Below are 10091 nucleotides of genomic sequence, written 5' to 3'. Positions count from 1 at the left end.
TAGTTAATAAAATTCTTTTTTGACTTATTAATTAACAAGTTTTAGTGGCTACAACTCCTTCTGGAGCTACTAACGAAGAAGTTTTAGTGGCTACAACTCCTTCTGGAGTTACTAACGGAGAAGTTTTAGTAGCTACAACTCCTTCTGGAGTTACTAACGGAGAAGTTTTAGTAGCTACAACTCCTTCTGGAGTTACTAACGGAGAAGTTTTAGTAACTACAACTCCTTCTGGAGTTACTAACGAAGAAGTTTTAGTAACTACAACTTCTTTGAATAAACGAATTCAGGAGTCAGAATCAAGACGCGACGCTCTCTACGAGACGCTGTGCGAACGAATACTCGCTAACGCTATCCACCAGTTGTAGAGAATACCCAACTGAATTCTGACTTCTGACTCCTGAATTCTGTTCGATAGATATTTATCAAGTTGTTGCTAAAGCTGGTTCTGCCACAAAATATTTCAGATTTTCTTGCTGAGTGGCAAATTTCAAATATTGAGATGCCATTTCTGGTGTTAGCAATTCAATCATTAATCTGTTTTCCACCCAAAACTCAATCACATCAAAGAAAGAATCGCGGTTACAGCGCACTACACGCCAATCTTCACGGACACCGATTTGTTCAATTTCTTTTTGGCTGATGGGTACAGAAATAGCTGCATGAATATCTGTATACATAGAAGTAATTGCAGTACGGACAAATACGCATTCTTCATCATTTTTACCAGGTTCAATTTGAGAGCCTAAAGGATAGAGTTCAATGGCTGTACCGTATTCATCAAAAGGTATAACCATATAGCTTCCTGGGTTAGGAGGAAATGGAACAGCTTGTGCTTTTAAGATTTCCGCGAGAACTTGAGCAACATGGCTGGGGTTTTTAACAGCAATTGAAATATGGTGAATCATGGGATAACCTCAGTTCGATATTTTATAGATTAGAAAACAATCGGGGAGAACTAGGGGAGAGAAAAATGGATAATCCAAGATGTATTGCAATAGAGTTCGGTTAAGGCGAGAGACGACGATTTATCGCGTCTTTGTGATCTAGGGCGTGTCATCGAAAAACCTTATCCGAACCGTATTGCAAGATGTATTGGGTTTATTGTAGAGACGCGAAATTAGACTGGGCTGGGCTTCACTACTCGCTTTCGCATCTCTACATTGTTTTTAAACAGATATCTATTGAGGTCGCCCATAGTGAGCTAGACCCTTGCCATCGGGGGTTGCAAGCAGTAGAACTTGCTGCCCGTATTCATTCGTCTCAATCGACCAATCGTAAGTCTCAGCCTTTGCCGAATTGCGGCTGGAGTAGGTGCGCCCACTATTGCAGATTTGCCCTTTGGATGTGCTATCGCTAGGTTGGAAAGTCAGGCGTTGACCTTCAATCTTAACTTTGCCTTTTTCTTCTATGAAGAGATTAGATGCACAGTTGTAAGTGGTGATTTGAAGCAGCCGATTTCGCTTGTAGTTTCCGTTAGATGCGAGTTGAAATTGATCGCTTGAACCATTTGGGGCTGCTGGCCGACCTGTGTAACTGTCTTGGTATTGAATAGATGAGATTCGACCGTACCGCCACTCGCCCTGGAGTTCGGCAGGTACTCCAGCATCATTTTTACCTGCTTGACTCGCGCTTGGGTAAAAAACAAGGCTAGCGATGAGTCCCAAACTCAACGCACTAGTAGTTAAAAGTTGAGCAGCTTTTGGTTTTGTTATTGAGTACATATTGCTTTCTAGAAATAGATTTATTTATCAACAAATGCAAATTCTGCGTGTTTATGTATAGCTTTTCTCCGTAAGGGCGTACTAGCTAGCTGTACGCCCTACATCCAAACGAAAGATTCACGCCAGAAATTGCAATCCATATTTGTTCAAAAGAGGCTGTATTTTTTCCATGTTTGGCGATGGACTATCTGCGACTTGACCCATTTCTTCATAAAAGTTCTTCGCACCTTGAGGTGCAATTAAAACCAGAAATTTAGCAGTAGCAGAACGAATCTTGAAGGCGTGTGGTGCATTATGAGGAATGTTAACAAAAAAGCCAGATGATGCCAAAATTGTTTCTGTACCAACTTGGATGTCTAATTCCCCTTCGAGAATATAAAATGCCTCTTCCCAAGGGTGAGTGTGCAGTGGTGGGCCATTTTCTTGTGTATCTGTAATTTCATAAATTTTCCAAGCTTGATTTGTCTCTTCACCAGTTGCTTTGGTTGTAAATTGTCCACCCATAATTGAAAATTGATTACCTTCTCCTGGTGCAAGAATAATTGGTTTACGCATGGTTGAAGTTTGCATACAAGTTACTCCGTACTGTGCAATTTGGTAGGTGTTATCTACAAATTTGATTTGATACTTTTTAGATTAGAAATTAATCGGGGAGAACTAGGGTAGATAAATGGGTAATTGGAATTTTTTTTGTAAACGATTATTAAGACCTAGGACTAAGGTTACAATTTCTAGAAATCATTAGTAGCCTATTCTGGCTAAAGTCGATATTGCCATGCCTAAAGAGCCGCTTAACTTTCCTAAAGCAGACATACTGGTGATTGATGACACGCCAGAAAACCTGAACCTTTTATCTGCCATGTTGACGGAACAGGGATATAAAGTTCGGAGTGTAACTAAGGGTTCTACGGGTTTACGAGGCGCAAATGCAGTTCCCCCCGACCTAATTTTGCTGGATGTAAATATGCCTGAAATGAATGGGTATGAAGTCTGCGAACATTTGAAAGCAAGCGATCGCACTCGTGAAATTCCGGTAATTTTTATCAGCGCTTTGGGTGATGTGCTAGATAAGGTGAAGGCTTTTGCAGTAGGGGGAGTGGACTATATCACTAAGCCTTTTCAACTAGAAGAGGTTTTAGCTCGAATTGAAAATCACTTAACGATTTGGAAACTGCAACAACAACTCCAAGCCCAAAATGAACGGTTGCAGCAGGAAATTCGCGATCGCGCCAAAGCAGAAGAGAAGTTTGCTAAAGTTTTTCGCTCTAGTCCCAATCCGATCGCGATCGCTACAGTCTCAGATGCTCGTTTTATTGATGTCAATCCCAGTTTTTTGAAGATGAGCGGCTACTCTCTAGACGAAGTGATTGGCAATACTGCCACTGAACTTAATTTGGGTAAAAACACAGTCGCGATCGCTCAAACAATTCAACTTCTACCAGAAACTGGGTCACTATACAATCTAGAATTTGAATTTTCGACTAAGTATGCAGAACTCAAAACTGTACTGATATCTCTCGAATTGATTGACTTAGCTGGAGTACCGTGTGCTTTATTAATTGCCAATGACATCACCGAACGCAAACGTCTAGAAAACGAATTTATCTCTTTAGTCAGTCATGAATTGCGTACACCTTTAACTTCCACAATGGGAGCATTAGATTTATTGGGTTCAGAACAACTGGGAACTCTAAATGAACAAGGCCAAAAAGTTCTGAGCATTGCCACCACTAATACTGAACGCCTAATTCGTTTAGTGAACGATATTCTCGATTTAGAGCGGATGAAATCGGGCAAAATCTTCACGCGGAAGATGAAGTACAACGCCGCAGACTTGATAACTACTGCCACAGAAGCGATGCAAGCAATGGCAGATCAATTCCAAGTTAAATTGATTATAAATCCTGTAGAAGTTGAACTTTGGGCAGATCCCGATCGCCTGCTGCAAACCCTGACTAATTTACTGAGCAACGCTATTAAGTTTTCTGAACCAGGAGACACGGTGTATATAAGTGCCACTCTCTCAGAATCCCAAGGCGTTGAGCCTCAAGAAAATGCGCCTTTATTACCCAAATACCTTTTGATTACTATCCAAGATCAAGGGCGAGGAATTCCTGAAGATAAATTACAAATAATTTTCGAGCGCTTTCAGCAGGTGGATGCATCCGACTCCCGCAACAAAGGAGGAACAGGTTTAGGACTGGCTATTTGTCGAGATATCATCCAGCAACATGATGGCAAAATCTGGGTTCAAAGCACTTTAGGTGAAGGTAGCACCTTTTATGTACTGCTACCTTTACCAGTGCAATAAACTGCTTCTAACAGCTTAATTCTTCCCTAATTTTCCCCGATCTGGCTTTAGAATAGCTCAATAGCGATCAAGCAAATCAGCACATATATTTTGCAAGAGTGCCATTATGAACAGAAATATCTTGATTGTTGATGATGAAGAAGATGTGCGGGCGATCGCCAAGTTGGGATTAGAAATGGCTGCTGGCTGGAATGTATTGACAGCAAGTTCTGGTCAGGAAGCTTTGAAGGTAGCTGCTACCCATAAACCAGATGTCATCCTCCTAGATATGATGATGCCTGATATGGATGGGCGTGCAACTCTGCAACAACTGAAAGCTAACCCCGCCACTAAGAAAATTCCAGTAATTTTATTAACAGCTAAACTCCAGCAATCAGATCGAGAGAGTTTTACTGATATGGATGTTGCTGCTATTTTTGCCAAGCCTTTCCGTCCATTGAAACTAGCAGAGCAAATCAATGAAGTACTGGTTGCCCTTTAGTTTTAGATAGGACTGACGCAAAAACCTTCTCAAACTCTCATTCCTCAGTGTCGCGCCAGTTGCTACAAGTCGGGGAACCCGCCCAACGCACTGGCTTCTCTGCGTCCTCCGTGGTAGCCTGTGGCAAGCCACTTCTCTACGAGACGCTACGCGAACGTGTCTACGTTTTCCATTACCTGTACGTAAGTCCTATTAGATTCATAATCCTTTCAACTCGTCGTTATAGAGGCTCTAGCTCTGGTTACACAGTTAGGGCTAAGATTCAGTTCCCATGTCGTCAATTATTTTCCACCCAAAAATTGGCGTTGCTGAATTCAGGTATGAAAATGATTTTGCGTGATTTCAAAACTCTTGTAGAGACGTTGCAATGCAACGTCTCTACACCAAGATCCATATATCTAATCAGCAACGCCAAAAAATTTTTCTGCTATTGCAACTATCTCCCCTACTTCTCCCCGATTCTTCTCTACATTCAAATCAGAAGAGCAGAGAACACCGCACAAAACAAGTGTAGAATCTCTGCGGTTTAGATAAGTCAACAAAAACGGAGGATAAGACGGATGTTACACCAAATTAAAGAATTACTGCAAAACGCCCAATTACAACAGCAAGTAAAAGCAACAGCTAACCAAGCAGAAGCTATTAAAGTGTTAGCGATCGCTAGTGCAGAGAAAGGTTATAACTTCACAGTTGAAGCTATCTCTCAAATGCTAGCAGAATTGACCTTTGTGGACTCTAACGAACTGAGTGAAGAAGAGTTACTCAGTGTTAGTGGAGGAGTCGCTGCCGATACACACGTACACATGTCATGTTGTAACGACTGTCCAACTAGATAAACCAAATAAACAAGCACGAGTCAGGGATTATGAGGAGTGAGGACTGGAGAAGTAAAAGATTACTCTGCTTGATTTTGCCACTCAGCAATCCCTTACTAAATTTAAAACAAAAAAGCAGAGAACATTGCCCAAAACAAGCATAAAATCTCTGTGGTCTAATGAGTCAAAAAAACAGAGGATATAGGTTATGTTACACCAAATCAAAGAACTACTTCAAAACGCCCAATTACAACAGCAAGTAAAAACAACAGCTAACCAAGCAGAAGCTATTAAAGTGTTAGCGATCGCTAGTGCAGAGAAAGGTTATAACTTCACAGTTGAAGCTATCTCTCAAATGCTAGCAGAATTGACCTTTATGGACTCCAACGAACTGAGTGAAGAAGAGTTACTCAGTGTTAGTGGAGGAGTCCCCGCCGACACACACGTACACATGTCATGTTGTAACGACTGTCCAACTAGATAAACCAAATAAACAAGCGCGAGCCAGGGATTGGAGACTGGGGAAGGTTAAGGGCAAAAAGGGAAAGAAAAAACCTTTAACCCTTACCCTTTTCCCCAAACTTGATTCCGAGTTGAAAATGCAAAAACCGAGAAGTATTGCTTAACCACCACCTTAAAAAGTTCAGCCATGTCTCAACTATTTGTTCAATCTTCCCAGCAGATTCGTCTACCCGACTTAGCAACCATAGTTACTAAAGCCAGTTTTCTTTGGGAACGCCTCAATACAAAACAATTTGCGATCGCTGCTGGTTTGCTTAATGAACAAAAGATTGGCCATCGCCTGGAACGCTGGTGTCAAGTCGTAGCACAAGGTAATTGGAATACTCTACAAAAACGTCTACAGTGGGAAGGCTTAGACTTCGATACAATTCGCCCTCAATTGGGAACAGTAGAGTTTAATGCTGGTCAGCCGTTGCCAAAATGGGCAGAAACATTACAACAAATTATTCAAACAGCAACAGAATTTCAGCCTGAATTAGAAACATTTCTGCCGACCGACTCAGAAAATCCTATTCCCTTTGAAGATATTTTTCTACCTATTATTAAAGTCGCCAGACTAGAACTTTTGAATCGAGTTGAAGAACACCTTCCCCAATTACTTTTAACAGAAACTGCTTACCGTAATTTGGAACGGAGTTTGCTGCAACGGCTGGCGAATTTTTGCACTAAAACACTACATTTTGAATTTTCTCAGGCTCGTCCATTTGGTCAAAACTTACTCAACTTCTTGGGACTAGAAACAGAAACTGAAAAAACTAAGACTCACTACAATAAGTTTGTCAATCAACTTCTACAAGATGGATTGATGGGATTCTTTTGCAAATATCCAGTTCTCGGTCGATTAGTGGCAACCGCAGTCAACTTTTGGGTTGATTTCACTGCCGAGTTCTTGCAACGTCTGGCTGAAGACAAAGAAGATATTCAACAAATTTTTGGAGAATCTGGGTCTGAGCAACCAGATTATTTAGGTAAAGTTGCTGAAATAAAAACTTCCTTATCTGACCCTCACAAACAAGGAAGAACCGTTATTTTGCTCACATTTGAGTCGGGACTCAAACTAGTTTATAAACCCAAAGATTTGGGTCTGGAAGTTAGTTTCAACCAATTTCTAGATTGGTGCAATCAATACAGCCAGCTTTTGGATTTTAAAGTTATCCAAGTGCTTAACCGGAATAACTACGGTTGGGTAGAATATGTTGAACATCAAGCTTGTATGGATGAAGCTGCTGCGGAGCGCTTTTATCAACGAGCGGGGATGCTGTTATGTGTGCTTTATACCCTACGGGGCACAGATTGCCACCACGAAAATTTGATTGCTAGTGGTGAACATTTGGTGCTGATTGACACAGAAACTTTACTGCATCATGAAGCGAATCTGATTGAAAATTCACCAGATATGCAAGAATCTGAGGGCAACGCCGAACAGCAACTTGGAAACTCTGTACTCCGTAGTGGGCTTTTACCCCGTTGGGATTTTAGCAGCGATCGCCGTGTTGCGTATGATGTTAGTGGTTTGGGCAGTACTGACCCTCAGCAAGCTCCTCAGAAAGTACCGCGCTGGGGACTAGTTAATACCGACGAAATGCACTTGGGCTATGAGTTTATCACCTTACCCATTCAGAAAAATGTGCCCTACATAGGTGAAATTGCCCTTTCTCCCAATGATTATCAAGCACAAATTGCTGCGGGGTTTGAGCAGATGTATCATTTTCTGATGGACAACAAGGATATACTGCTTCAACCAAAGAGTCCTTTAACTGTGATGGGGAAGCAACAGGTGCGTTTTGTTTTTCGCCCCACTCGCGTCTACAGCCTCATCCTGCAAAAAATTTGGACATCGGATTACCTCAAAGACGGGATAGACTACAGCATCGAACTCGAACGCCTCAGTTGTGCTTTTCTGGTCGCTCAGGAAAAACCTAATGCTTGGCATATTTTGAGTGCGGAATTACGGGCGATGGAACAATTAGACATTCCTTTCTTCACAGCTAACGCTGCTAGTGATGAATTGAGTGTGAGTGATGATTTATCTATTCCGCACTATTTTAAACAACCCAGTTATCACCATGTCTTGAGGCAGTTGCAGGCAATGAGTGAAACTGACCTTGCCAGACAAATAGCGATTATTCAAGGCTCATTCCACGCCAAGTTAGCACAAACCTCCAGTGAAGAAAGTGAGCAATGGGACGTTGAATCTGCACCGTTGCTTAGTTCGGTTCAATTGATAGAAGAGGCTACAGCGATCGCTAATGCGCTCGAAAAGACAGCCATTCCCGATCCTGATGGTAGTATCAACTGGATTGGCTTAAGTTATGTACCCGAAGCAGAACGATTCCGACTGCAAGTATTAGGCTCCGGTCTTTATGATGGACGTTCTGGGGTTGCCTTATTTCTTGCTGCACTCAATAAGGTAGCCGGGGAGCCACGCTCGCGCGATTTAGCATTGAGGACATTACAACCCTTGCGTCGGCAAATCCAGACTTTTGACTTAGAATCTCAGCAACGTATGGGTCGCTTGATGGGAATCGGTGGGGGAGCGGGTTTGGGTTCTCTAATCTATGCCTTCGTGAAAGTAAGCCAATTCCTCAACGATGAAACGCTATTGGCAGATGCTCAAGCATTAGCAGAGTGGATGACACCTGAATTGATTGCTGCCGATAAAAAATTGGATATCATGAGCGGAGCGGCTGGAGCTATTTTAGGGCTGTTATGCCTGTATGAAGTCACAAAAGATGCAACCGTTTTAGAAAAGGCGATCGCCTGCGGACAACATTTACTTTCTCGCCAGGTCAGCTATAAAGGCGCTCCCAAAGCTTGGCAGACTCTTGGCGAACAACCCTTAACTGGTTTCTCTCACGGAACAGCAGGAATTTCTTATGCTTTGCTGCGACTTTACACAGTTACTCAAAATCAAGATTACTACGAAGCTGCACTGGCAGGTATTGAGTATGAACGCAGTGTCTTTTGTGAATCCCAAGGTAACTGGCCTGATTTTCGCAGTGCAGAGATGAATCAACCACCGGGCTTTCCAGTGAGATGGTGTCACGGTGCAACTGGCATTGGTTTAGGACGCTTGGGCAGCTTGGGAGTTATCGATTCCCTTGAAATTGAACAGGAGATTGAAATTGCTTTGCAAACTACCCAAAATTACAGCTTACAAGACAGCGACCACCTATGCTGTGGCAACTTAGGTCGGATTGAGGTGTTGTTAGTTGGCGCTCAACGTTGCTCTCGCTCTGATTGGCATCAAATAGCACTCCAGAATGCTGCGAATGTCGTAGCTAGAGCCAAGCAAACTGGAGCATACCAAATGTTTACTAATTTACCTAGTTCCGTATTTCATCCGAGTTTATTCCGGGGTACGGCGGGAATTGGTTATGAGTTTTTGCGTCTGGCTAATAATGACTTGCCTTCAATACTATTATGGGATTGAGCTTGTCGTTTGCATATTAACTGTAAAGTTTACGAAAAATCACTTTTGACTACGCCCTGTTAGCTCACTTGATGCTAATAGGGTACCTCTGTATTTGTGTTCTGTGGCATTGATGCCTGCTGAATGAATAGACTTCTGGCAAAAGTCGTTCTTTTCACGCTCTTCTTTGCGTGCCATTCTCTTCAACGGGGGAAACCACGCCAGTTCCTTCTCCTGTTGGAGACCAAGGCGAACAACGAGGGAAACCCCCGCACGTGCTACCTTGCCTTTGCGCGAGGCAAAAAATATACTATGCCCTCTATTGAACTGCGCCGAAAATTTTTCCGCAATTGCAACTATCTCCCCTACTTTTACCCTATTTCTCTTTAAATTTGAATCAGAAGAACAGAGAATACCGCACAAACCAAGCAAGATATTCTCTGCCGTTTAAGTCAACAAAAGAGGAATAAACTTATGCTACACCAAATCCAAGAACTGCTTCAAAATGCAAAATTACAACAGCAAGTATTAACAGCAGCTAATCAGGCAGAAGCTATCAAACTATTAGCGATCGCCTGTGCAGAAAAAGGCTACAATTTCACAACTGAAGGTATCTCTCAATTGCTGGCAGAATTGACCTTTGTGAAATCTAACGAACTAACTGAGGAAGAATTACTCAGTGTAAGTGGAGCCATGATGGCAACCACCAACCATACAAACCCGAACATCGACTGGCATTGTACAGCAGGTTGCGGCGGTTAATACCATCACAAACTCAGACTCAGATGCGGGCAATTACTTCAATTTACAAGTTGCTTCATCAGAGTTA

The 10091-nt window shown here is 42.3% G+C and carries 11 protein-coding genes; 7 read left to right on the top strand and 4 right to left on the bottom strand.

Going from position 1 to position 10091, the window contains the following annotated elements; genetic code table 11:
* Window positions 1–44 precede the first annotated feature (44 nt).
* Window positions 45–365 (top strand): hypothetical protein, encoded by a 321-nt coding sequence (locus tag H6G86_RS24480; protein ID WP_190936507.1) that lies wholly within the window; start codon window positions 45–47, stop codon window positions 363–365.
* Window positions 366–422: 57 nt separating this feature from the next.
* Here the strand turns inward: H6G86_RS24480 and H6G86_RS24475 are convergent, their stop codons facing one another.
* From H6G86_RS24475 to H6G86_RS24465, 3 genes are all read right to left on the bottom strand, one after another.
* Window positions 423–905, bottom strand: a complete 483-nt coding sequence (locus tag H6G86_RS24475; RefSeq protein WP_190936506.1) for a hypothetical protein — start codon at window positions 903–905, stop codon at window positions 423–425.
* 273 nt (window positions 906–1178) lie between these two features.
* Window positions 1179–1721, bottom strand: coding sequence for a hypothetical protein (locus tag H6G86_RS24470; protein ID WP_190936505.1), 543 nt, complete (start codon window positions 1719–1721; stop codon window positions 1179–1181).
* Between the two features lie 117 nt (window positions 1722–1838).
* Window positions 1839–2291 (bottom strand): cupin domain-containing protein, encoded by a 453-nt coding sequence (locus tag H6G86_RS24465; protein WP_190936504.1) that lies wholly within the window; start codon window positions 2289–2291, stop codon window positions 1839–1841.
* A gap of 205 nt (window positions 2292–2496) precedes the next feature.
* Here H6G86_RS24465 and H6G86_RS24460 point away from each other — a divergent pair, with 205 nt between their 5' ends.
* The 5 genes from H6G86_RS24460 (at window position 2497) to H6G86_RS24440 (ending at window position 9283) form a co-directional block, all read left to right on the top strand.
* Window positions 2497–4032: an ATP-binding response regulator gene (locus tag H6G86_RS24460; RefSeq protein ID WP_190936503.1), complete on the top strand. Its 1536-nt coding sequence runs from the start codon at window positions 2497–2499 to the stop codon at window positions 4030–4032.
* 106 nt (window positions 4033–4138) lie between these two features.
* Window positions 4139–4513: a response regulator gene (locus H6G86_RS24455; RefSeq protein ID WP_114082561.1), complete on the top strand. Its 375-nt coding sequence runs from the start codon at window positions 4139–4141 to the stop codon at window positions 4511–4513.
* 560 nt (window positions 4514–5073) lie between these two features.
* Window positions 5074–5349: a Nif11-like leader peptide family natural product precursor gene (locus tag H6G86_RS24450; protein ID WP_190936502.1), complete on the top strand. Its 276-nt coding sequence runs from the start codon at window positions 5074–5076 to the stop codon at window positions 5347–5349.
* A gap of 187 nt (window positions 5350–5536) precedes the next feature.
* A complete protein-coding gene (locus tag H6G86_RS24445) occupies window positions 5537–5812 on the top strand; it encodes a Nif11-like leader peptide family natural product precursor (protein ID WP_190936501.1) in 276 nt (91 codons plus the stop codon).
* A 165-nt stretch (window positions 5813–5977) separates the two neighbouring features.
* Window positions 5978–9283 carry a type 2 lanthipeptide synthetase LanM family protein gene (locus tag H6G86_RS24440; protein WP_190936500.1) on the top strand — a complete coding sequence of 1102 codons (3306 nt, stop codon included), beginning with the start codon at window positions 5978–5980 and terminating at the stop codon, window positions 9281–9283.
* 39 nt (window positions 9284–9322) lie between these two features.
* Here H6G86_RS24440 and H6G86_RS24435 read toward each other — a convergent pair whose 3' ends face one another.
* Window positions 9323–9694: a hypothetical protein gene (locus H6G86_RS24435; RefSeq protein WP_190936499.1), complete on the bottom strand. Its 372-nt coding sequence runs from the start codon at window positions 9692–9694 to the stop codon at window positions 9323–9325.
* A 42-nt stretch (window positions 9695–9736) separates the two neighbouring features.
* Between H6G86_RS24435 and H6G86_RS24430 the strand changes: the two genes are divergently transcribed.
* Complete coding sequence (locus tag H6G86_RS24430; protein WP_190936498.1) at window positions 9737–10024, top strand: Nif11-like leader peptide family natural product precursor; 288 nt, start codon at window positions 9737–9739, stop codon at window positions 10022–10024.
* The last annotated feature ends 67 nt before the right edge of the window (window positions 10025–10091 follow it).

Source organism: Nostoc sp. FACHB-133, from assembly GCF_014698055.1.
Classification (GTDB): domain Bacteria; phylum Cyanobacteriota; class Cyanobacteriia; order Cyanobacteriales; family Nostocaceae; genus Nostoc.
Note: the sequence above shows the minus strand (reverse complement) of the source record. Positions and strands in the feature narration are given on the sequence as shown.